Here is a 20,872-nt window from a genome sequence, read left to right as displayed (position 1 = left end):
GCCGCTGGTCAGGCGTCGAGGGGGCGCAGCTCGTCGGCGTAGGAGACCGAGGTGCGGCGCAGGACCCCGTCGCGGCCCAGGGCGTACTGGCCCATCCGCCACAGCGGCGGGGAGTAGGCGTGCACCGAGACGCTGCCGGGGTCCCGGCCGGTCATCCGGTGGATGTGGTCGGGTCCGAACGTGAAGGTCCGGCCCGCCGGCACGTCCGTGCGCAGGCTGGGCCGCTCGACGGCCAGCGCGTGCTCGCTGACGCAGCCCTGCACCACCGCGACGGCGCCGGAGGAGACGTCGTGGTCGTGCCAGCCGGTGTCGTTCTCCGGCGTCCAGCAGATCAGCCAGACGTCGACGTGGTCGTCGCGGTGCAGCGAGACGTAGTGGCGGTGGTCGTCGGACCACGCCACGTGGGGGCGCCACAGGTCGGGGCGCGCGGCGACGGCGTCGGCCAGGGCGCGCAGCTCGCCCTTGGTGAGGTCGCGGCGCGGCAGCGCGTCGACGACCTCCTGCAGGTCGGTGACACCGGCCAGGGTCGGGGCGTCGGCGAGGTTCGTCATGCGGTGGCTCCTTCGTTCAGCTGGCCCAGCAGCCGGGCGGGGTTGGTGCGGGCGATGGCGTGCAGGGCCGCCTCGCCGAGCTGGGTGCCGACGGCCTCGTCGGCCGGCTCGGCGTAGGGCCGGTCACTGGCCAGGACGACGGCGTCGATGCCCAGCGCGCGCACGAGGGCGTCGATGCCCTGGTGGCCGTAGGAGGAGGTGTCGACGAAGACGCCCGGGTCGACGGCGCGGCGGGGCCCGCCGCGCGCGGCGAGCCGCTCGTGGTGCACGGGGGCCAGGCCGGCGCCGGCGGCGAAGGCGATGCGCAGGCCGGGCAGCAGGCTGCGCCCGACCGCCGTCCAGGCCCACCAGGCGGCCTGCAGCTGCGCCGGGTACTGGGCGACGGCGGGCCACCAGCCTGGAGCGCCTGCGACGGCGGCCACCGGCCCGGGGTGCACGAGCACCGGCAGCCCGAGGGCGGCGCAGCGCTCCAGCAGGGGAGCGTGCTGCTCGAGGGTGTGGGGCGAGGCGAGCAGGTGGGCGCCCAGCTGCAGCCCGACGGCGCCACCCGCGGCGGCGCGGTCGAGGGCCTCGAGGTCGTGGGGCTCGCCGGGGGCGGGTGTGCGCACCGAGGCCCAGTGCCCGAAGGGCCGGGGGAGTGCGGCGGCGCCCTCGTGCCAGGCCTCGAGCAGTGGCTCGGCCTCCCCCGCGGGCAGCTCCTCGATGCCGAGCGGCGTGGAGAGCGAGACGAGCACCCGGGCGCGCCCGGCCGCGAGCTCGCGCTCGGCGCGCAGGGCGGGGTCGTGGTCGCGCGGGGTGACCTCGAAGACCGGCTCGCCGGCCAGGTGCAGCGACCAGCCGCGCAGCAGCGGCGGGCCGGACCGCGCGCGCAGTGCCTCCACCAGGGGCTCGGGCCACAGGTGCTGGTGCACGTCGGTGCCGCCCCCCACGCTGCCCCCCGCCCGCGCGACGTCACCGGCGGCTGCGTGAGTGCCGTGCGTCGTCGCGGGGCGGGAGGGGGTGGACACCCATGCAATGTACACCAAGTCAGTAGAGATTGGTTGTGACACGCGGACCAGTCGGGTCCGCGAGAAATTGGAACGATCAAGACGATCCCGGCTACCGTCCCGCCATGCGTGCGATCCGCCGGTTCACCGTCCGCCCCGTCCTCCCCGCCTCGCTGAGCGCGTTGAGCGAGCTGGCCGGCAACCTGCGGTGGTCCTGGCACCCACCCACGCAGGACGTCTTCGCCGAGGTCGACGACGAGCTGTGGACCTCCAGCGGCCACGACCCGGTCCGGCTCCTGGGTGCCGTCGGAGCCGCCCGGCTCGAGCAGCTCGCCGCCGACGAGGGCTTCCTGGGCCGGCTGGCCGCGGCCCGTGCCGACCTGGAGCGCTACCTGACCGAGCCGCGCTGGTTCCAGCAGCAGGAGGGCGAGCGCGCGGGGACCCCGCGCGCGGTGGCGTACTTCAGCCCGGAGTTCGGCATCACCGCGGTGCTGCCCCAGTACTCCGGCGGTCTGGGCATCCTCGCGGGCGACCATCTCAAGGCGGCCTCCGACCTCGGCGTGCCCATCATCGGCGTCGGCCTGCTCTACCGCCACGGCTACTTCAAGCAGTCGCTCTCGCGCGAGGGGTGGCAGCAGGAGACCTACCCGCTGCTGGACCCCGACGGCCTCCCCATCTCGCTGCTGCGCGACGGCGAGGGCCAGCGCGCCACCATCAGCATCGCCCTGCCCGGCGGCCCCGACCTGCAGGCCCGGATCTGGGTCGCCAGCGTCGGTCGCGTGCCGCTGCTGATGCTCGACACCGACGTCGAGGGCAACCCCGAGCACTACGCCGAGATCACCGACCGTCTCTACGGCGGCAACTCCGAGCACCGCCTGCGCCAGGAGCTGCTGCTCGGCGTCGGCGGCGTGCGCGCCGTCCGCGAGTACTGCCGCATCACCGGTCACCCCGAGCCCGAGGTGTTCCACACCAACGAGGGTCACGCGGGCTTCCTCGGTGTCGAGCGGGTGCGCGAGCTCACCGTCGACCCCGCCGGACCCGGCCTCGACGTCGACACCGCGCTCGAGGTGGGGCGCGCCTCCACCGTCTTCACCACCCACACCCCGGTGCCGGCCGGCATCGACCGCTTCCCGCGGTCGCTGGTGGAGCAGTACTTCGCCACCGACGGCGGCGCCACCCCCGGCGTCCCGGTGGAGCGGGTGCTCGCGCTGGGCACCGAGGACTACGACGGCGGCGACGCGGCCGTGTTCAACATGGCTGTGATGGGCTTCCGCCTGGCCCAGCGCGCCAACGGCGTCTCGCTGCTCCACGGCGAGGTCAGCCGCGGCATGTTCAGCGGCCTGTGGCCCGCCTTCGACGAAGCCGAGGTGCCGATCGGCTCGATCACCAACGGCGTCCACGCGCCCACCTGGGTGGCGCGCGAGCTCTTCGACCTCGCCGCCGCGCACGGTGCCGACGGTGAGGACCCCGACAGCTTCTGGGCCGCGGCCGAGAAGGTGCCGGCGGGTGACATGTGGAGCACCAAGCGGGTGCTGCGCGACCGGCTGGTGCACGAGGCGCGACGTCGTCTGCGGCGCTCGTGGGAGAAGCGGGGCGCGGCCTCGGCCGAGCTCGGCTGGATCGACTCCGCGCTCGATCCCGACGTGCTCACCATCGGCTTCGCCCGCCGCGTGCCCTCCTACAAGCGGCTCACGCTGATGCTGCGCGACCCCGCCCGGCTCAAGGCGCTGCTGCTTCACCCCGAGCGGCCGGTGCAGCTGGTCATCGCCGGCAAGAGCCACCCCGCCGACGACGGCGGCAAGCGCCTGATCCAGGAGATGGTGCGCTTCGCCGACGACCCCGAGGTGCGGCACCGGATCGTATTCCTGCCCAACTACGACATCGCGATGGCGCAGCCGCTCTACCCCGGCTGCGACGTCTGGCTGAACAACCCGCTGCGCCCCTACGAGGCGTGCGGCACCTCGGGGATGAAGGCCGCGCTCAACGGCGGCCTGAACCTCTCGATCCTCGACGGCTGGTGGGACGAGTGGTTCGACGGCGAGAACGGCTGGGCGATCCCCTCGGCCGACGGGCTCGACGACCCCGACCGGCGCGACGACCTCGAGGCCACCGCGCTCTACGACCTGATCGAGCACGAGGTGGCGCCGCGCTTCTACGACCTCGACCACGAGGGCGTCCCCACCCGCTGGGTCGAGATGCTGCGCCACACCCTGGGCTCGCTGGGCCCGAAGGTGCTGGCCACCCGGATGGTCCGCGACTACACCCGCACCCTCTACGCGCCCGCCGCCGGCACCGCCCGCGCGCTCAACAGCGACTTCGCCGGTGCTCGCGCCCTGGCGGAGTGGAAGCGCCGCGTGCGTAGCGGCTGGGGCGAGGTGCGCGTCGAGCACGTGGAGTCCACCGGCGTGGGCGACGCCCCGCAGGTGGGTGACGTGCTGCAGGTGCGGGCCTTCGTCGCGCTGGGGTCGCTGGCGCCCGAGGACGTCGTCGTCCAGGTGGTGCACGGTCGCGCCGACGCCGAGGACGCCCTGCGCGACACGACCACCACGGACCTGCACGTGGTCGAGTCCTACGAGGGCGGTCGGCACCGCCTCGACGCCGAGGTCACGCTGGGCAGCTCGGGTCCCTTCGGCTACACGGTGCGGGTGCTGCCGGCCAACCCGCTGCTGGTCTCGCCCGCCGAGCTCGGCGTCGTCGCCCTCGCCCCCGCCTGACCTGGCGCGGGCTGCGCCGGGTCAGCAGGCGGGGACGGGGAGGTTGGGGCCGCCCTGGACGTAGTGGCAGGTCACGTAGCCGGCTGCCGGTGAGCTGATCCGGGCCCAGTTGCGGCTGGTGTTGCCGCCGACGGTCACGGGGTCGCCGACGGTCTGGCACTGCACGTACACGGTGGTGTCGTAGGCCAGCGTCGCGACGATCGACGACGACGCCGACGGCGCCGAGCGCACGTTGAGGTTGCCGACGGTCGTGCGCAGCGGCGTGCCGCCCGAGGGCGGGGGCGTGGTGCCACCGCCCATGGCCGCCGCCACGTCGGAGCGCATCGAGTCCAGGTCGATGAACGAGGGGTCGATCTTGCCGGTGGTGCTGGTCTCGCGGTGGCCGCGCACGTGCTGCGCGGTGGTGCCGAGGCGCTCGATGACGGCGGCGGTGGCGGCGATCGAGGCGTCGTACTGCGCCTGGGTCATCTGCTGCACCTGGCCGCCCCCGCCGTCGCCGGCGTAGTCGATCTCCCAGCCGACCAGCATCGTGTTGCCGCTGCCCGCGGGGATCGGCCCGCTCGCCCGGGCGGTGCCCGCGTGGTTGGCGCGGTTGGCGGAGATGACGTGGAAGACACCGAAGTAGTCCACGAGCGCGTGGCAGAGCGGTCCCGGCAGGTCGGAGCGGCCGTTGATGCAGATGTTCAGCGCCGGGTGCGGGTTGCTGGCGCTGCTCGGGGCGGCGGTGTGGTGCCACAGGACGCCGATCGGCTCGAAGGTCGAGCCGGCCGAGCGCGTGAGCCAGCTGCCCTCCTCCACCACGTCGACGCCGGCGCCGCGCAGGACGTCAGCCAGCCATGAGATCTGCACGGCTCACCTCCCCGGCCTCGATCAGGTCGGCCAGGCACTCGAACTCCTGGTCCACGGGCTCGGCGGGCGCCGCCGCCGCGGCGGTCGTCGTCGGGCCGAGCAGCGCGGCGGCGGGGGCTGCGACGACGGCGCCGGCCAGCGCGCCGGCCAGGCCGAGCACCCGGCGACGACTGGTAGGACTCGTGAGCGGGTCGGACGGCGCGCGGCCGTCCGGGCGTGCGAGGGTCATGCGGGGCGCCTCCCGAGAGGTGAGCGGACCTGACCGCTCCACCTCATCACGCGTCGCGGGGGTGGTGAAGAGGGAAATCCCTCGCGACCGCCGCTCAGCCCTGGCGCTGCTCGCGCAGCACCGCCACGGTGCGGGGCCCGAGCGTCAGCCGCTCGCCCATCCGCACCGGGGTGCCCTCGGCGAGCGCGGGGTCGGTGGAGAGCACCACCTCTCCCGAGTGCACCCAGTCGTTCTCGGGCAGCAGCACGTCGACGGGCTCGGTGCCGCCGTGGAACCACAGCACGAACGAGGCGTCGACCTGCTGCTCGCCGCGCGGCCCGGGGGCACGCAGGGGAGCGCCGGAGACGAACATGCCCACCGTGGCGAGGGTGTGGTCGTGCCAGTTCTCCTCGCTCATCTCGCGCCCCGAGGGGTGCAGCCAGGCGAGGTCCTTGGGGCCGCCGACCATCGTGGGCCGGCCCTCGAAGAAGTGCCGCTGGCGCAGCGCCGGGTGCTCGCGCCGCAGCCGCAGCGCCGCGCGGGTCACCTCGTAGACGTCGAGCCAGGCGTCGTCGGGGCGCCAGTCGACCCACGAGACCTCGTTGTCCTGGCAGTAGGCGTTGTTGTTGCCCCGCTGGGTGCGGCCGCGCTCGTCGCCCATTGTCAGCATCGGCACGCCGTTGCTCAGGCACAGGGTCGCCATCAGGTTGGCGGCCTGACGACGGCGCAGCGCCCGCACCGCCTCGTCGTCGGTCTCGCCCTCGACGCCGTGGTGGCAGGAGCGGTTGTTGTCGGTGCCGTCGCGGTTGTGCTCGCCGTTGGCCTCGTTGTGCTTGTGCTCGTAGCTCACGAGGTCGCGCACCGTGAAGCCGTCGTGGGCGGTGACGAAGTTGACCGAGGCGTACGGCGAGCGGCCGTCGTCGGCGTAGAGGTCGCTCGACCCGGCCAGGCGGGTGGCGACGTCGCGGATGCCGTGCGAGGCACCCCGCCAGAAGTCGCGCACCTGGTCGCGGTACTGGTCGTTCCACTCCACCCACGGCGGCGGGAACTCGCCCACCCGGTAGCCGTCCATGGAGGCGTCCCACGGCTCGGCGACCAGCTTGACGTGCCTCAGCACCGGGTCCTGGCCGATGGCGGTGATCAGCCGGGAGTCGAGCGCGATCTCGTGGTCGACGCGGGTCAGCGCGGAGGCGAGGTCGAAGCGGAAGCCGTCGACGTGCATCTCGGTGACCCAGTAGCGCAGGGAGTCCAGGATCAGCCTCAGCATCGCGGGGGTGTCGGCGTTGACGGTGTTGCCGCAGCCGGTCACGTCCCAGTACGAGTCGACGAACGCCTCGCCCTGGGAGCGCAGGTAGGAGCGGTGGTAGGTGCCGCGGTCGTCGAGGCCCCGGAAGCTCAGGCTGGGCCCGTCGGGGCCGGCCTCGGCGGTGTGGTTGTAGACGACGTCGAGCAGCACCTCGATGCCCGCGGCGTGCAGCGTGCGCACCAGGTGCTTGAACTCGGTGACCTGCTGGCCGCGGTCTCCGGCCGAGGAGTAGGCGGCGTGCGGGGCGAAGAACGCCAGTGAGTTGTAGCCCCAGTAGTTGGTGAGCCCGCGCTCGGTGAGCGCCGGCTCGGAGACGAACTGGTGGATCGGCAGCAGCTCCACGGCCGTGACGCCGAGGTCGCGCAGGTAGTCGACGACGGCGGGTGTGGCCAGGCCGGCGTAGGTGCCGCGCAGGTGCTCGGGGACGCGGTCGTGCAGCGCGGTCATGCCCTTGACGTGCATCTCGTAGACGACCGTGTCGCGCCAGCGGTGGCGCAGCGGCCGGTCCTCGCCCCAGTCGAAGTCGTCGTCGGCCACCACGACGCCGACCGGCACGTGGCCCAGCGAGTCCAGCCGGCTGGGGCGCTGGGTGCGGCGGCCCGGCTCGTGGGCGTGGACGGCGGGGCCGGGCGTCAGCGCGCCGCTGACGGCGCGTGCGTACGGGTCGAGCAGCAGCTTCTGGGGGTTGAAGCGCCGGCCCTGGGCGGGCTCCCACGGCCCGTCGACGCGGTAGCCGTAGCGCGTGCCGGCCTCGACGCCGGGCACGGCGCCGTGCCACACACCGAGGCTCTGCTCGGTGAGCGCGTGCCGCACCTCGCCGCCCTCGTCGTCGAGCAGGCACACCCAGACCGCGGTGGCCTGGGGGGCGTGCACGGCGAAGTTGGTGGCCTCGGCGCTCCAGGTGGCGCCGAGCGGCCAGTCGCGGCCGGGCCAGACGGCGGCGCGGTCGCCGAGGTTGCGCCACAGTCCCGGGGTCACGGCAGGCATTGTGGCCGACCCGGGGGTACCCGGCGTGAACGGGGCGGCAGAATGCGCACCCCACCCGCACCCACCCGTGCATCTACCTGCATCTACCTGCATCTACCCGAGGAGCACCCATGGAGTTCGTCCGGCTCGAGGTCGCCGACGGCGTCGGCACCATCCGCCTGGATCGCCCGAAGATGAACGCGATCAGCATCCAGGTGCAGGACGAGCTGCGCGCCGTCGCCCAGGAGGCCACCGACCGCGACGACGTCCGCGCGGTGGTGCTGTGGGGCGGCGAGCGGGTCTTCGCCGCCGGCAACGACGTCAAGGAGATGGCCGAGATGTCCTACCCGGACATGGTCAAGCGCTCCGGACCGCTGCAGGGCGCCGTGACCGCGATCGCGCGGATCCCCAAGCCGGTGGTCGCGGCCGTCAACGGCTACGCGCTGGGCGGCGGCTGCGAGCTCGCGCTCGCCGCCGACGTGCGCTTCGCCGCCGAGGACGCCACCTTCGGCCAGCCCGAGGTGCTGCTCGGCATCATCCCGGGCGCCGGTGGCACCCAGCGGCTGAGCCGGCTCGTGGGCCCGAGCACCGCCAAGGAGCTCATCTTCACCGGCCGCTTCGTCAAGGCCGAGGAGGCCCTGGCCATCGGTCTGGTGGACCGCGTCGTCCCGAGGGAGTCGGTCTACGAGGAGGCCGTGGCCTGGGCCGCGCAGTTCTCCGGGGCCGCCGCGCTGGCGCTGCGCGCCGCCAAGGAGTCCGTCGACCGCGGGCTCGAGGCCGACCTCGAGACCGGGCTGGAGATCGAGCGCCAGCAGTTCGCCGCAACCTTTGCGACCCGCGACCGTGCCATCGGTATGTCATCCTTCGTTGAGCAGGGTCCGGGCAAGGCGCAGTTCGAAGGGAAGTAGACGAGCGATGGCAACTCCGACCGCCGGCAAGGACTCCGGGACGAGCAAGGGCACGACCGCGGGCAAGGAGAAGCCGGCGGGCAAGGACTACAGCTCGCCCGGCGTCGACGTCGCCCGCATCCGGACCGTCGTGGCCCGCGTGGTGTGGGCGGTGTTCGTGGTCTTCGCGCTCGTGCTGGCGCTCGCCGCCCTGCTGATCGCGCTCAAGGCCAACGAGGAGAACGCGTTCGTCGAGTTCATCGGCGGCGTCCCCTCCGGTGGCGGCCTGGCCGGCAGCATCGACCTGGGCATCTTCGACCTCAGCAACCCGATCAAGGCCTTCGACGGCGAGAACGCCGCCACCAAGACCGCGCTGTTCAACTACGGCATCGGCGCGGTGGTCTACCTCATCGTGGGTCGCATCCTCGAGCGGATCATCCGCGCCTGAGGTCTCTCCCGGACGACGGGGGAGGTCACGCCCACGGGCTGTGACCTTTTCCACCGTGGTACTCGGTCCCACTGCTTGCAACTCGGCGGTAACCTGCCAGTGCTGCCAACCTGCTACCCGCGGTTGGTCACCCGACTGCACAGGAGGGGCCTTCCCGGCCGATCACCATGAACATTGTCGTCTGTGTGAAGTACGTACCCGACGCCACCGCCGACCGGAAGTTCGAGAGCGACGGCACCGTCGACCGCGTCGGCGTCGATGGCCTGCTGTCCGAGCTCGACGAGTACGCCGTCGAGCAGGCGCTGCAGATCAAGGAGAAGGCCGAGTCCCCCGAGGACGTCAAGGTCACCGCGCTGTGCGTGGGCCCCGACGGCGCCGCTGACGCGGTGCGCAAGGCGCTGCAGATGGGCGCCGACGAGGGTGTCCACGTGAGCGACGACGCCATCGCCGGCTCCGACTACCTCGCCACCTCGCTGGTGCTGGCCGAGGCCGTCAAGAAGATCGGCACGCCGGACCTGGTCATGTGCGGCATGGCCTCCACCGACGGTGTGGGCAGCGTCGTGCCGGCCATGCTCGCCGAGCGCCTCGACGTCCCCCAGATCACCTTCGCCTCGGTCATCGAGACCCAGGGCGACCAGGTGCGCGCCAAGCGCGACAGCGACACCGCCACCGAGGTCATCGGCGGCACCATGCCGCTGGTCGTCTCGGTCACCGACCAGACCGGTGAGGCGCGCTACCCCTCCTTCAAGGGGATCATGGCCGCCAAGAAGAAGCCCGTGCAGACCTGGTCGCTGGCCGACCTCGGCGTCGAGGCCGAGAAGGTCGGCCTCTCGGTGGCCTACAGCGCGGTCAACGACACCACCGAGCGCCCCCCGCGCTCGCAGGGTGAGGTCGTCAAGGACGAGGACGGCTCGGGCGCCCAGGCGCTGACCGACTTCCTCGCCTCCAAGAAGTTCATCTGACCCGCCGACCTCACCGCTCCTAGGAGAGAACACATGTCCGAAGTACTGGTGCTCGTCGACCACGTCGGCGGCAACGTCACCAAGCCCACCCTCGAGCTGCTCACCCTGGCCAAGCGCATGGGCGAGCCCTCCGCGGTCGTCATCGGCTCCTCCGACGAGGTCTCCTCGGCCACCGAGAAGCTCACCTCGTTCGGTGCCGAGAAGATCTACGCCGTCGACGACAGCGAGATCAAGGGCTACCTCGTGGCCCCCAAGGCCGAGGCCCTGCAGCAGCTGGTCGAGAAGACCTCGCCCGCCGCAGTGCTCATCGTCTCGGGCATCGAGGGCAAGGAGGTCGCCGGTCGCCTGGCGATCAAGATCGACTCCGGCCTGATCACCGACGCCGTCGACGTCAGCGCCGAGGGCGAGACCACCCAGAGCGTCTTCGCCGGCGGCTACACCGTCAACGCCAAGGTCACCCACGGCACGCCGATCATCACGGTCAAGCCGAACTCGGCCAACCCCGAGCAGACCGCCGGCGCCGGCGCGGTGGAGCAGGTGTCGGTCACCGTCTCCGACGCCGCCAAGAAGGCGCAGATCGTGGCCTCGGAGCCCAAGAAGTCCACGGGTCGCCCCGAGCTGACCGAGGCCGCCACCGTCGTGGCCGGTGGCCGCGGCACCGGTGGTGACTTCGCCCCGATCGAGGGCCTGGCCGACTCGCTCGGTGCCGCCGTCGGTGCCTCGCGCGCCGCCGTCGACTCCGGCTGGATCGCCCACTCCTTCCAGATCGGGCAGACCGGCAAGACCGTCTCGCCGCAGCTCTACATCGCCGCCGGCATCTCCGGTGCCATCCAGCACCGCGCCGGCATGCAGACCTCGAAGACGATCGTCGCGGTCAACAAGGACGAGGAGGCGCCGATCTTCGAGCTCGTCGACTTCGGCGTCGTCGGCGACCTCGGCAGCGTGCTGCCGGCCGCCACCGACAAGATCACCGAGCGCAAGGGCTGATCGCAGGCCCACACCGCCGGACGCCGCGGCCCCCGTCACCTCGCGTGACGGGGGCCGCGGTGCGTTCAGGCGTCGGCCGGCGCCGGGCTCACCACTGCTCGGTGGGCTCCTCGATGATGCCGATCTTCGGCACCTTGACCGTGCGGGCACCGGGCTTGCCGCCGATCACGATGCGACGCAGGGCCACGTTGTCGTCGTAGTCGGACTCGACGAGCCGGTCGGCGGGGTTGGCGATCGTGGCGATGTAGTAGGTGCCGTTGGGAAGTCCCTTGAGGCTGAAGGACTGGCCGGCACGGAACTGGGCGTAGGTGTCGCCCCAGCCGGCGCTGAGCACCTGGCGCAGCGACTGCGAGCCGGGGGAGCCGCAGTCGGTGGAGAGGTCGGTGTTCTCGGGGTTCCAGTCGGCGCCCGGCACCGTCTGGTCGATGGAGTCGGTGTTGGCCAGGCAGAACGCCTCCTTCTTGGAGACGACGGCGGTGGACTTGTCGGCGCGCAGCAGCGTGTAGCTCGCGAAGTCGCGGAAGTGCCAGTGCTGGTGGCTCGGCTTGGTGTCGAACTCGAAGCTGCCGATCTGCTGGTAGCCGGTCTGCTCGCCGGAGGCGTCGAAGAAGTACTGGTAGGCATCCATCATCGGCTTCCCGCCGGCGCGCCGGAACCCGTCGACGACGAGCGGGCTGTCGCCGGCGTTCCACACCGTGGCGGCGAACCGCAGGTAGTTGCCGTTGCCGGCCATGTCGATGCCCCAGGCCGGCAGCGACCGCAGGTTGGGCTGGGGCCCCTCGACGTCGGCCTGCTCGGGACCGGTGGGCGCGGCGGCGGCCGGGCGCGCGTCCGGTGCGGGGGTGCGCCCGGCGCCGTGGCTGTGCCCCTCGCCCTCGCCGTGGTCGTGGTCGTCGTGGTCGTGCTCGCGGGTGACCGCGACCCGTGTGGTGGCGGTGGCCTGCTGCGGCGAGAGGCGCAGCGCGCGCGCGTAGCGCGGCGTGACGGTCGTCGTCACCTCCCACTGGCCGCGCGTGAGACGCACGCCGCGGCCCTCCTCACCGAACAGCGGCGAGGACCAGCCGGCCTGGACGCCCTGCACCGACCCCAGGCTGTAGGGGTTGGCGAAGCAGTACTGGGGATAGGGCGAGTAGGCCGGCGCGTCGGGGCGCACCCGCTCGCCGCCGTAGGAGTTGAGGCAGACGTCGGCCAGCCGGCTCTTGAGTCGCTTGCCCGTGCGCAGGTTCTTGGCCGAGATCCGCACGAAGTCGTCGAGGGCGTTGAACGTGCTCATCGACCCGGTCGGCAGGGTCACGTCGCCGTCCGGTGCCTTCCAGACCGTGCGGATCTGCTCGCCGTAGGACGGTCGGTTCGACCAGAGCTCGAGCGGTGCCTCCCCGGCGACGAAGCGCACCGGCAGGGAGACCCGGGTCGACTCGCGCGAGCCGTAGAGCTGCGCCTCGGCGCGGCGCGGTGCCCACAGCGAGCCGGCGGCCGTCGCCTCGGCGCGCGCCGTGGCAGGGGAGGAGGGCGGGGCCGTGCTCGCATCGGCTGCCACGGTGAGAGTGGCGAGCGGCGCGAGGGCCAGCGCGGCGGTCGCGGCCAGGGCAGCGGCCCGGCGGGGTCGGGAGGTGATCACGGGCGTCGTCTCTTCTCTGTGCGTGAGGGCCGGAGTGACCGCTCACCTGTGTTGACGCCGCATCCCAGCACCTGGTTGCGTCACGATCCGGCAACGTGCGCCGGTGACTACCCTCGTGTCGTGGACGCACAGCACGAGGTGGAGCAGGTCGCGGGCCGAGCGCGCGTGGCGGCCCGGGCCCTGGCCCTGGCGACGCGGGCGCGCAAGGACGCTGCCCTGCACGCGATGGCCGAGCAGCTGCTCGAGCGCGAGGCGGAGGTGCTGGCCGCCAACACCGAGGACGTCGCCCGTGCCGAGGCCGCCGCTACCGACCCCGGCATCGTCGACCGGCTGCGGCTGACCGGCGAGCGCCTGGCCGGCATCGCCCAGGGCCTGCGCGAGGTGGCCGGGCTGGCCGACCCGGTGGGGGAGGTGGTGCGCGGCAGCACCCTGGCCAACGGTCTCGAGCTGCGCCAGGTGCGGGTGCCGTTCGGCGTCGTCGGCATGATCTACGAGGCGCGGCCCAACGTGACCGCCGACGCCGCCGGCATCTGCCTGAAGTCCGGCAACGCCGCGCTGCTGCGCGGCTCCTCGAGCGCCCGCTCCAGCAACGCGGCGATCGTCGAGGTGCTGCGTGAGGCGATCGCCTCCACCGGCCTGCCCGCCGACGCCGTCCAGCTGGTGCCGGGGGAGACCCACGACTCGGTCAAGGCGCTCATGCGCGCCCGCGGGCACGTGGACGTGCTGATCCCGCGCGGCGGAGCCGGGCTGATCCGCTCGGTGGTGGAGGAGTCCACCGTGCCCGTCATCGAGACCGGCGTCGGCAACTGCCACGTCTACGTCGACCGCGCCGCCGACCTCGGCAAGGCGCTCGCGGTCGTGCTGAACGCCAAGACCCACCGCACCAGCGTCTGCAACGCCGCCGAGTCGCTGCTGGTGCACGCCGAGGTGGCCGAGCAGTTCGTGCCCCGCGTCGTCGCCGCGCTGCAGGAGGCCGGTGTGCTCGTGCACGGCGACGCCACCTTCGCCGCCCACGACGGCGTCGTGCCCGCCACGGAGGAGGACCACGCCACCGAGTACCTGGCGCTGGAGATCTCGGCTGCCGTGGTGCCCGACCTCGACGCCGCGCTCGAGCACGTGCGCCGCTACTCCAGCGGGCACTCCGACGCGATCCTGACCGAGGACCAGGGAGCGGCCCGTCGGTTCGTGGCCGAGGTCGACTCGGCCGCGGTCCTGGTCAACGCCAGCACCCGGTTCACCGACGGAGGCGAGTTCGGCTTCGGCGCCGAGATCGGCATCAGCACCCAGAAGCTGCACGCCCGCGGCCCCATGGGCCTGCCCGAGATGACCTCCACCAAGTACGTCGTGATCGGAGACGGCCACACCCGCTGACCCGGCGTGCATGCGCGTCAACACGGCGTCGACCCGGCCGCACTCGCGCCGGGTCGATGCGTGAGCCGTGCGCGTTCGCGCCGGGTCGATGCGTGAGCCGTGCGCGTTCGCGCCGGGTCGGCGTCAGGGGCGCAGGGCCGAGGGCGGGACGATCTCGAGCTCCTCCTCGCGGCGGGCCTCGTAGTTGGCGGTGAGGTAGAGGCCGACGCACAGGGTGGCCAGGCTGACGCCCATGAGCACCAGGGCCACCGGGGTGGTGCGGGGGGTCTCCATGAAGACGAGGTAGCCGAAGGCGAGGCCGAGCAGGATGTTGACCACGTTGAGCACCGGCATGGAGGCCGAGATGCGGGAGACGCGGTAGGCGGCCTGGTTGAGCGCCACGCCGGTGAGGCCGGCGGCGAAGGTCGCGTAGAGCGGCCACGTGGTGACCATCTGCCAGATGCCGCCCTGGGACTGCTCCTCCTCGGCGGCCTTGAGCAGCACGGCCACCAGACCGAAGACGAAGCCCGCGCCGGCGCCCATCAGGAAGCCCTGCTCGCGACCCTGCGGCAGCAGCTTGGCGAGTCCGAAGACGGTCAGGCCGGCGACGGCGCTGGCACCCACGAGCACCAGGAACACCGCACCCTCGGGTCGTCCGGCCCCTTCCGAGGGGTTGCTCGCCAGCAGGAAGACGACCAGGGCCGAGGCCGTGAGGCCCACGATCGCGGTCTCGCGCGGCTCGGGCCACTCGCGCGCGATGGCGGCGCGCACCATGACGGCGAAGACGATGCCGGTGATGATGATCGGCTGCACCAGCGCGATCGGACCGTTGAACAGGGCGAGTGCGTGGAACAGGAAGCCGCAGAAGCCGAACAGCTGGCCGACCAGCCACCAGGGCCGGTGCAGCAGGTGCCACAGCAGCTGCCACGTGCCGCCGACGTCCTTCGGGGCCGTGCCGGCGACCTGGTGCTGCACCGAGGTGGAGAGCGCGGCCATGAAAGCGCTGCCCAGCGCGAAGGTGACGGCGAGCCAGACCACGCGCACACCCTAACGGCGCGCCTTCTCCGGGGTGGGGAGGTGCGGTGGCCGCGCGGGGCGATGCTGGGTGGAGCCGGGGTGGTGCCGGGGCCGCCACCCGGTCGCACGGTGACCGGCGGGTATGTTCGCGGCCGTGTCCGCAACCCCCCGGCCGCTGCACGTGGCCTTCCTCGGCTGCGGATTCATCACGGGGGTCCACAGCCGGCACCTGCGGGCGCTGGCCGGCGGTGGGGACGCCGTGCTGGCCTCCTACGCCAGCCGCGACGCCGGCCGCGCCGAGGCCACGCGAGAGCGCCACGGCGGCGTGCGTGCCTTCACCGGCTACGAGGCAGCGCTGGCCGACCCCGACGTCGAGGCCGTGGTGGTCGCGGTCCCACCGGCCCACCACCTCGACCTCGTGCTGGCCGCCCTGGAGGCCGGCAAGCACGTGCTGGTGGAGAAGCCGGCCTTCCTGACCGCCGCCGACTACGAGCGGGTGATCGCCGCCCGCGACGCCGCCGGGCCGGGCCGGGTGGTGCTGGTGGGGGAGAACGACCACTACAAGCCGCTCGCCGTGACCCTGCGCGCGCTGCTGGCGCAGGGGGCCGTGGGCGAGCTGGTCATGGCGAGCTTCGTGACGGTGGCCGACAAGGCCAAGGCGGCGGAGGACTGGCGCAACGACGAGGCGCTGGCCGGGGGTGATGCCTTCTTCGAGGAGGGCATCCACTGGCTGCACCTGGCCGACAGCCTGGGCCCTCGGATCACCCGCATCACTGGGCACCGCCCGGCGCTCGCGGCCGACGTCGAGCAGCTCGCGGACCGCCGCAGCCGCAGCCGGCTGGTCTCCTTCGAGTACGACTCGGGCGCCGTCGGGGCGCTGTTCTACTCCCGCGAGGTGCCCTCGCTGCTGCAGGGCCTGCGGGTCTCCAAGCTGTGGGGGCGCGAGGGAGTGATCACCTTCGAGTCCAACGGCGCGGCCGTCGTGGTGCGCAGCCGCCACCGCCTGCGAGGCGCGCCCCGCGTGGTGCTGCCGGGCTACCGCGACATCCGCGGCTACCAGGCGATGTACCGCGACCTCGTGCGCTCGGTGCGCGCGGGCACCCAGCCGGAGATGAGCCTGGAGCGGGCGCTCTCCGACCACCGACTGATGGAGGAGGCCGGCGTTGCCTGAGCACGTTCCCGGCGAGCCGCGGCAGCTGGCCCACGACGTCGTCATCGTGGGCAGCGGGGCCGGCGGCGGCACCATGGCGCACGCCCTGGCCGGCAGCGGCCTGAGCGTGCTGCTGCTGGAGCGGGGCGGCTGGCTGCCCATGGAGCCCCAGAACGCCGACCCGGTGGAGGTGTGGCAGAAGCTGCGCTACCGGGCCGACGAGCCGTGGGTCAACCGCCGCGACGAGCAGTTCCGCCCGTTCATGCACTACGTGGTGGGCGGCAACACCAAGATGTGGGGCGCGGCGCTGCTGCGCCTGCGCGAGAGCGACTTCGGCGAGGTCCAGCACGCCGAGGGCGTCTCGCCCGCCTGGCCCATCGGGTACGCCGACCTGGCGCCCTGGTACGACGCCGCCGAGCGGCTCTACCAGGTGCACGGCGAGACCGGCGACCCCACCGACCCGCCCCGCGGGGAGTTCCCCCACCCGGCGGTGCCGCACGAGCCGACGATGGCCGAGGTGGTGGAGCGGATGCGCGCCGACGGCCTGCACCCGCACGCGCTGCCACTCGGCCTGGTCGACCCCGGCTCGGGCGGGTGCGTGCTGTGCAGCACGTGCAACTCCTTCCCGTGCAAGGTCCGCGGCAAGGCCGACACCGACGTCGTGTGCGTGACCGACGCGATCAAGGCCGACAACGTGACGCTGTGGACCGGTGCCCGCGTGCGGCGGCTGATCACCGACGCGCCGGGCGCTCGGGTGCGCGCGCTCGAGGTCGAGGTCGACGGCGAGACGCTCGTGGTCGAGGCGGGCACGGTGGTGCTGGCGGCCGGTGCGGTGAACTCCTCGGCGCTGCTGCTGGGCAGCGCCACCGACCGGCACCCGCGCGGCCTGGCCAACTCCTCGGACCTGGTGGGGCGGCGCTACATGGCCCACATCGCCACCATGATGGAGGCGGTGCACCCCACGAAGGTGAACCCGACGGTCTTCGCCAAGACGGTGATGATCAACGACTTCTACGCCCCCGGACCGGGCCGACCGCACCCGCTGGGGCACATCCAGAGCCAGGGCCGCGCCCACGCCGCGATCGTGCAGGGCGTGATGCCGGGCATCCCGATGCGGCTGGCCGAGGCGTGGGTCGCGCGCGGCGTGGACTGGTTGGCGATGAGCGAGGACCTGCCCGACCCCGAGAACCGGGTGAGCCTCACCCCGGGCGAGGGCAAGATCAAGCTCGAGTACCGGATCAACAACCTGGGCGCCCACCAGCAGCTGGTGCGCGAGACCGTGCGGCTGCTCAAGCGGGCCGGCTTCTGGGGCGTCGTGCGGCACCGGTTCAAGAACGAGAACACCACCCACCAGTGCGGCACCGCCCTGTTCGGGCACGATCCGCGCACCTCGGTGCTCGACACGTGGTGCCGCACCCACGACGTCGAGAACCTCTACGTCGTCGACGGATCGTTCTTCCCCTCTTCCGGAGCGGTCAACCCCGGCCTCACGATCATCGCCCAGGCGCTGCGGGTGGCCGACCACCTCAAGCGCGAGGTGCTGCAGCACCAGACGAGCCAGACCCACCAGTCCAGCCTGACCCGACCCGAGGGAGCAGCATGACGCGCATGAAGGCGCACTCGTTCAGCCACGTCGCCATCACGGTGGCCGACTTCAACCGCACCGTCCGGTGGTACGCCGACATCTTCGGCGCGCCGGTCGTGGGGGTCAGCGACACTCCCGCCGAGCGGGTCAAGGGGTTCTTCGGCGTCGAGGTGCCCGAGGGCGCCCCCGACCCGACGCTCAAGATCGGCTGGATCCGGATCCCGGGCGGCGCCACCATCGAGGTCTTCGAGTTCGTGCCCTCCGAGCCCTACGAGGAGGTGGTGTGGAACCGCCAGGGCATCCACCACTTCTCGCTCAACGTGCGCAACACCATGAAGTGGCAGCGCTACCTGGAGAGCAAGGGTGTCGAGATCGTGGCGCCCGTGGAGCAGTCGCCGCACGGCCACACGTTCTTCTTCATCAAGGACCCCGACGGCAACCTCATCGAGCTGATCGACAACAAGCACATGCGCGCGGTGCTCAAGTGGCTCGGCCCCCTGGGCGGCGTGCTGTTCAAGCGCACCATGTACCGCCGCTACTACCGGGCGGGCGGCTACCACAGCCACTGACGCCGTGCCGGCGAGAGGTCGGTAGGATCAGCCCCATGTCGAGCCAGATCGCGATGCTTCTCGTCCGTGCCAGCGAGGAGGCGCACTCCGAGCCCCTGATCCCGGTGTGGGTCGTCGGCCTGATCACCTTCGGCATCCTGATGGCGCTGCTGCTGGGCCTGATCGCCTTCGGCGGGGGCCGCGATCACAGCTGAGCCCACCCCGGCGGCACCGGTGGCCGGCACGACCAGGCCGCGCCGGGTCGGCGTCATGGGTGGCACCTTCGACCCCGTGCACCACGGCCACCTGGTGGCCGCGTCGGAGGCGCAGGCCTGGTTCGACCTCGACGAGGTGGTCTTCGTGCCCACCGGCGAGCCCTGGCAGAAGTCGCACCGCGAGGTCTCGCCCGCCGAGGACCGCTACCTGATGACGGTCATCGCCACGGCCTCCAACCCGCGCTTCCGGGTCTCCCGGGTCGACGTCGACCGCGAGGGCCCCACGTACACGATCGACACGCTGCGCGACCTGGCCGCCGAGCTCCCCGGCGTCGAGCTGTTCTTCATCACCGGCGCCGACGCCCTGGCCGACATCTTCAGCTGGCGCGACGCCGAGGAGCTGTTCTCGCTCGCCCAGTTCGTGGGCTGCACCCGGCCGGGCACCGAGGTCGACCCCGCCACCCTCGCCGCCATCCCGAGCGACCGCGTCACGATGCTCGAGATCCCGGCCCTGGCCATCTCCTCCACCGACTGCCGCGAGCGGCAGCGGCAGGGGCGGCCCGTCTGGTACCTGGTGCCCGACGGCGTCGTCCAGTACATCCACAAGCACCGCCTCTACGCCGCCTCGGCGGCCCGATGGGACACACCGACATGACCGCCACCGACCACGCCGTGGAGCTGGTGCACGCCGCCGCTCGCGCCGCCTCCGACAAGCTGGCCAGCAAGATCCTCGCCTTCGACGTCAGCGAGCAGCTGGCCATCACCGACGCCTTCCTGCTGGCCTCGGCCAGCAACGACCGTCAGGTCAAGGCGATCGTGGAGGAGATCGAGGACAAGCTGCGCGAGATCGGCGCCAAGCCCGACCGCCGCGAGGGCGAGCGCGACGGGCGCTGGGTGCTGATCGACTACGGCGAGATCGTGGTGCACGTGCAGCACGAGGAGGAGCGGGAGTTCTACGCCCTCGAGCGACTGTGGCGGGACTGCCCCACCATCAAGCTCCCCGACGACGTCGTCTCCCACGAGCGGTGACCCGCCGGCTGGTGCTGCTGCGCCACGGGCGCACCCCGTGGAACCACGAGGGCCGGGTGCAGGGGCACCGCGACGTCGGCCTCGACGACGTGGGTCACGCGCAGGCGGCTGCGGTCGCGCCCGTCGTCGCCAAGCTGTCGCCTGCGCAGCTGTGGTGCTCCGACCTCGAGCGTGCCCGGCAGACCGTCGCGCCGGTCGCGGTCGCCTGCGGCCTCGAGCCTCGCTACGACGAGCGCCTGCGCGAGTTCGGCTTCGGTGACCTCGAGGGGCGCACGCACACCGAGCTCGCCGCGGACGCACCCGACGACTTCACGGCCCTGCGCCGCGGCGACTACCACCGGATCTCCACCGCGGAGCCGCTCGCGCAGGTGCGCGCACGGATGGCCTCGGCACTCGGGGAGCTGCTCGGCCTGCTCGAGGCCGACCAGACCGGCGTCGCGCTCTCGCACGGCGCCGCCATCCGCGTGGCGGTGGGGGAGCTGCTCGGCTGGCCGGCCGAGCAGTTCGGCACCCTCGGCGGCCTGCCCAACTGCACCTGGGCCGAGCTGGCCGAGAACCCGGTCACCGGGCGACTCCAGCTGGTGGCGCTCGGTCGCGGCGCGTGACCCCCGGATTTCACCTCCGCGACCCGGTTGGCTAATATTCTCCGAGTTGCCGATCGGGTCCGCCCGAGGAGCACGAGATGGGGCTGTGGCGCAGCTGGTAGCGCATCTGCATGGCATGCAGAGGGTCAGGGGTTCGAGTCCCCTCAGCTCCACCGAGTCACGAGAGCCGCTCCTCCGGGAGCGGCTCTCGTGCTGTCCGGCCACGCCTCTCGGGGTCAGGCTCGCGGTCGCCGGTACGGCTCGACCTCGATCAGCTGCACCTCCGGGTTCGCGCAGCCCACGGTCCGGTGTGGCACGAACACCGAGGTCCGCGAGTTCGGCGGGTAGACACGGAAGCCGTCGACGGAGGCCGGCCCGCAGACCTGCGCGGGGTAGGCCTGCGCGACCGTGAGGTCCACGGCCTGGACGGCTCGCTGACCGGGCTGCAGCACCGCCGTCCGCACCCGGCCGGGGGCGCGCGTCGCCGCTGCGCCCACCTGGGTGCCGTCGCCCCCGCCCACGTAGGAGACGCCGCCGTAGCCACCGGTGCGGCACGCGGTCGTGCCGGTGTTCTCGGCCACCAGCCGCCCGTAGCGGTGCGAGGTCGCCGCGCCACCGGCCCGGTAGTGGTAGCCCAGCTGGGCCGAGCTGCACTGCGGCACGGGTCCGGGGGCAGCCGCCTGCGCCGCGAGCGGGGTGGTCACCAGCGTGCCGGCCGCCAACAGTCCGGCTGCCGCCAGCCGCAGGGTGCGTCCCCGGCGTCGATCACGCGAGGGCCGCCCCGGCGTCCCGTCCTCCTGCTGCTGCGCGCTCGTCTCCTCCGTGCTCATCAGGTCACCTCCAGCTGGTCGTGAGGGCGCCCGATCGGCGCCATGACCACAGATCACGCCCGGGCGCTGAGCGGGCGCTGAG

General features: G+C 72.8%; 21 protein-coding genes and 1 tRNA gene. 14 read left to right on the top strand and 8 right to left on the bottom strand.

Translation table 11 applies throughout. The features are described from left to right. Positions 1 to 8 precede the first annotated feature (8 nt). A complete protein-coding gene (locus ABD948_RS17545; protein WP_345268248.1) occupies positions 9 to 551 on the bottom strand; it encodes a cysteine dioxygenase in 543 nt (180 codons plus the stop codon). Further along, positions 548 to 1,558 (bottom strand): amidohydrolase family protein, encoded by a 1,011-nt coding sequence (locus ABD948_RS17540; protein ID WP_345268246.1) that lies wholly within the window; start codon positions 1,556 to 1,558, stop codon positions 548 to 550. The genes ABD948_RS17545 and ABD948_RS17540 overlap by 4 nt, the downstream gene beginning before the upstream one ends. A gap of 104 nt (positions 1,559 to 1,662) precedes the next feature. On the opposite strand from ABD948_RS17540, the gene glgP reads away from it, so the two are divergent. Then, positions 1,663 to 4,251, top strand: a complete 2,589-nt coding sequence (gene glgP / locus ABD948_RS17535) for an alpha-glucan family phosphorylase (protein ID WP_345268244.1) — start codon at positions 1,663 to 1,665, stop codon at positions 4,249 to 4,251. A 21-nt stretch (positions 4,252 to 4,272) separates the two neighbouring features. On the opposite strand, the gene ABD948_RS17530 is transcribed toward glgP, so the two are convergent. The 3 genes from ABD948_RS17530 to glgX form a co-directional block, all read right to left on the bottom strand. Further along, positions 4,273 to 5,100 carry an amidase gene (locus ABD948_RS17530; protein ID WP_345268242.1) on the bottom strand — a complete coding sequence of 276 codons (828 nt, stop codon included), beginning with the start codon at positions 5,098 to 5,100 and terminating at the stop codon, positions 4,273 to 4,275. Next, complete coding sequence (locus ABD948_RS17525; protein WP_345268240.1) at positions 5,078 to 5,329, bottom strand: hypothetical protein; 252 nt, start codon at positions 5,327 to 5,329, stop codon at positions 5,078 to 5,080. Before ABD948_RS17525 ends, ABD948_RS17530 begins: the two co-directional genes overlap by 23 nt. Positions 5,330 to 5,423: 94 nt before the next feature. Then, positions 5,424 to 7,592 carry a glycogen debranching protein GlgX gene (gene glgX / locus ABD948_RS17520; protein ID WP_345268238.1) on the bottom strand — a complete coding sequence of 723 codons (2,169 nt, stop codon included), beginning with the start codon at positions 7,590 to 7,592 and terminating at the stop codon, positions 5,424 to 5,426. Between the two features lie 119 nt (positions 7,593 to 7,711). Here glgX and ABD948_RS17515 point away from each other — a divergent pair, with 119 nt between their 5' ends. The 4 genes from ABD948_RS17515 to ABD948_RS17500 all read left to right on the top strand — a co-directional run bounded on the left by ABD948_RS17515 (position 7,712) and on the right by ABD948_RS17500 (position 10,864). Then, positions 7,712 to 8,488 (top strand): enoyl-CoA hydratase/isomerase family protein, encoded by a 777-nt coding sequence (locus ABD948_RS17515; protein WP_345268236.1) that lies wholly within the window; start codon positions 7,712 to 7,714, stop codon positions 8,486 to 8,488. 7 nt (positions 8,489 to 8,495) lie between these two features. Then, positions 8,496 to 8,915, top strand: a complete 420-nt coding sequence (locus ABD948_RS17510) for a hypothetical protein (protein ID WP_345268234.1) — start codon at positions 8,496 to 8,498, stop codon at positions 8,913 to 8,915. A gap of 185 nt (positions 8,916 to 9,100) precedes the next feature. Further along, positions 9,101 to 9,877 (top strand): electron transfer flavoprotein subunit beta/FixA family protein, encoded by a 777-nt coding sequence (locus ABD948_RS17505; protein ID WP_345268232.1) that lies wholly within the window; start codon positions 9,101 to 9,103, stop codon positions 9,875 to 9,877. Positions 9,878 to 9,910: 33 nt separating this feature from the next. Then, positions 9,911 to 10,864: an electron transfer flavoprotein subunit alpha/FixB family protein gene (locus tag ABD948_RS17500; RefSeq protein ID WP_345268230.1), complete on the top strand. Its 954-nt coding sequence runs from the start codon at positions 9,911 to 9,913 to the stop codon at positions 10,862 to 10,864. Between the two features lie 88 nt (positions 10,865 to 10,952). Here the strand turns inward: ABD948_RS17500 and ABD948_RS17495 are convergent, their stop codons facing one another. Continuing rightward, positions 10,953 to 12,482: a lysyl oxidase family protein gene (locus ABD948_RS17495; RefSeq protein WP_345268228.1), complete on the bottom strand. Its 1,530-nt coding sequence runs from the start codon at positions 12,480 to 12,482 to the stop codon at positions 10,953 to 10,955. 120 nt (positions 12,483 to 12,602) lie between these two features. Here ABD948_RS17495 and ABD948_RS17490 point away from each other — a divergent pair, with 120 nt between their 5' ends. Further along, a complete protein-coding gene (locus ABD948_RS17490; RefSeq protein ID WP_345268226.1) occupies positions 12,603 to 13,853 on the top strand; it encodes a glutamate-5-semialdehyde dehydrogenase in 1,251 nt (416 codons plus the stop codon). Between the two features lie 123 nt (positions 13,854 to 13,976). On the opposite strand, the gene ABD948_RS17485 is transcribed toward ABD948_RS17490, so the two are convergent. After that, the gene (locus ABD948_RS17485) at positions 13,977 to 14,870 is read right to left on the bottom strand and encodes a DMT family transporter (protein ID WP_345268224.1); all 894 of its coding nucleotides are present in this window, start codon (positions 14,868 to 14,870) and stop codon (positions 13,977 to 13,979) included. A 133-nt stretch (positions 14,871 to 15,003) separates the two neighbouring features. Between ABD948_RS17485 and ABD948_RS17480 the strand changes: the two genes are divergently transcribed. The 8 genes from ABD948_RS17480 (at position 15,004) to ABD948_RS17445 (ending at position 20,133) form a co-directional block, all read left to right on the top strand. Then, positions 15,004 to 16,020, top strand: coding sequence for a Gfo/Idh/MocA family protein (locus tag ABD948_RS17480; protein ID WP_345268222.1), 1,017 nt, complete (start codon positions 15,004 to 15,006; stop codon positions 16,018 to 16,020). Then, positions 16,013 to 17,602 carry a GMC oxidoreductase gene (locus ABD948_RS17475; RefSeq protein WP_345268220.1) on the top strand — a complete coding sequence of 530 codons (1,590 nt, stop codon included), beginning with the start codon at positions 16,013 to 16,015 and terminating at the stop codon, positions 17,600 to 17,602. The genes ABD948_RS17480 and ABD948_RS17475 overlap by 8 nt, the downstream gene beginning before the upstream one ends. Positions 17,603 to 17,607: 5 nt before the next feature. Then, entirely contained in the window at positions 17,608 to 18,153 is a 546-nt protein-coding gene (locus tag ABD948_RS17470; RefSeq protein ID WP_345268218.1) for a VOC family protein, read from the top strand. Positions 18,154 to 18,188: 35 nt separating this feature from the next. Beyond that, positions 18,189 to 18,347, top strand: coding sequence for a hypothetical protein (locus ABD948_RS17465; protein WP_345268216.1), 159 nt, complete (start codon positions 18,189 to 18,191; stop codon positions 18,345 to 18,347). Positions 18,348 to 18,366: 19 nt separating this feature from the next. Continuing rightward, complete coding sequence (nadD, locus tag ABD948_RS17460; protein ID WP_345268214.1) at positions 18,367 to 19,002, top strand: nicotinate-nucleotide adenylyltransferase; 636 nt, start codon at positions 18,367 to 18,369, stop codon at positions 19,000 to 19,002. Further along, positions 18,999 to 19,376 (top strand): ribosome silencing factor, encoded by a 378-nt coding sequence (gene rsfS, locus ABD948_RS17455; RefSeq protein WP_345268212.1) that lies wholly within the window; start codon positions 18,999 to 19,001, stop codon positions 19,374 to 19,376. Before nadD ends, rsfS begins: the two co-directional genes overlap by 4 nt. Beyond that, positions 19,373 to 19,981, top strand: coding sequence for a histidine phosphatase family protein (locus ABD948_RS17450; RefSeq protein ID WP_345268210.1), 609 nt, complete (start codon positions 19,373 to 19,375; stop codon positions 19,979 to 19,981). The genes rsfS and ABD948_RS17450 overlap by 4 nt, the downstream gene beginning before the upstream one ends. 79 nt (positions 19,982 to 20,060) lie before the next feature. Next, positions 20,061 to 20,133: transfer RNA gene (locus ABD948_RS17445), tRNA-Ala, on the top strand. 63 nt (positions 20,134 to 20,196) lie between these two features. Here ABD948_RS17445 and ABD948_RS17440 read toward each other — a convergent pair. Beyond that, the gene (locus ABD948_RS17440; RefSeq protein WP_345268208.1) at positions 20,197 to 20,790 is read right to left on the bottom strand and encodes a DUF4232 domain-containing protein; all 594 of its coding nucleotides are present in this window, start codon (positions 20,788 to 20,790) and stop codon (positions 20,197 to 20,199) included. Positions 20,791 to 20,872 lie beyond the last annotated feature (82 nt).

The organism is Nocardioides nanhaiensis, from assembly GCF_039542785.1.
In the GTDB taxonomy this organism is placed as follows: Bacteria; Actinomycetota; Actinomycetes; order Propionibacteriales; family Nocardioidaceae; genus Nocardioides; species Nocardioides nanhaiensis.
The sequence above is the reverse complement of the archived record's forward strand: the minus strand, read 5'-3'. Positions and strand labels throughout refer to the sequence as shown.

Bases quoted from the DNA above. Each gene is read 5' to 3' on its own strand.
- ABD948_RS17510 (WP_345268234.1), top strand. From the start codon at position 8,496: ATGGCAACTCCGACCGCCGGCAAGGACTCCGGGACGAGCAAGGGCACG.
- rsfS (WP_345268212.1), top strand. From the start codon at position 18,999: ATGACCGCCACCGACCACGCCGTGGAGCTGGTGCACGCCGCCGCTCGC.
- ABD948_RS17500 (WP_345268230.1), top strand. From the start codon at position 9,911: ATGTCCGAAGTACTGGTGCTCGTCGACCACGTCGGCGGCAACGTCACC.
- ABD948_RS17515 (WP_345268236.1), top strand. From the start codon at position 7,712: ATGGAGTTCGTCCGGCTCGAGGTCGCCGACGGCGTCGGCACCATCCGC.
- glgP (WP_345268244.1), top strand. From the start codon at position 1,663: ATGCGTGCGATCCGCCGGTTCACCGTCCGCCCCGTCCTCCCCGCCTCG.
- ABD948_RS17545 (WP_345268248.1), bottom strand. From the start codon at position 551: ATGACGAACCTCGCCGACGCCCCGACCCTGGCCGGTGTCACCGACCTG.
- ABD948_RS17470 (WP_345268218.1), top strand. From the start codon at position 17,608: ATGAAGGCGCACTCGTTCAGCCACGTCGCCATCACGGTGGCCGACTTC.
- ABD948_RS17465 (WP_345268216.1), top strand. From the start codon at position 18,189: ATGTCGAGCCAGATCGCGATGCTTCTCGTCCGTGCCAGCGAGGAGGCG.
- ABD948_RS17525 (WP_345268240.1), bottom strand. From the start codon at position 5,329: ATGACCCTCGCACGCCCGGACGGCCGCGCGCCGTCCGACCCGCTCACG.
- ABD948_RS17440 (WP_345268208.1), bottom strand. From the start codon at position 20,790: ATGAGCACGGAGGAGACGAGCGCGCAGCAGCAGGAGGACGGGACGCCG.